At 52.6% G+C, this 348-nt stretch carries 2 protein-coding genes; both read right to left on the reverse strand.

The window, feature by feature from the left end:
- Positions 1-151: FAD-dependent oxidoreductase (locus J0A66_RS22215; RefSeq protein WP_206576006.1), on the reverse strand; the 151-nt coding region annotated here is incomplete at its 3' end.
- On the reverse strand, positions 138-348 hold a 211-nt coding region (locus tag J0A66_RS22220), incomplete at its 5' end, for a hypothetical protein (RefSeq protein WP_206576005.1). The genes J0A66_RS22220 and J0A66_RS22215, both read right to left, overlap by 14 nt.

Consider the following 348-nt stretch of genomic DNA (forward strand, 5'->3'; position numbering starts at 1 on the left):
TGCTTTGTGGCAATAAGCTCTCACCTATGGAGAAACGCGGAAACTGTTCTTTTTCCAGCACAATGACCGACAGCCCCTGGTCTACCAACATTGCCGCTGCACAAGCGCCGGCTGGCCCCGCTCCAATTACCACGACATCACAAAGGTTCATTTATATTCCTTATCCAGGCTGCTGGTAACAGCCGACAAACCAGCCAGCCCAGGCTGAGCCCGACCAGCAACGTAAAACCAAATTGATAGATGGCCGGTGTCTGACTGAACACCATCATGCCAAATGCCAGCATGGAGGTTAGTGACGACATCAACAGCGCTTGCCTGACGTGACCGCTGTCCCCATGCTCAGTAATA

Source organism: Bowmanella dokdonensis (assembly GCF_017254865.1).
In the GTDB taxonomy this organism is placed as follows: domain Bacteria; phylum Pseudomonadota; class Gammaproteobacteria; order Enterobacterales; family Alteromonadaceae; genus Bowmanella; species Bowmanella dokdonensis.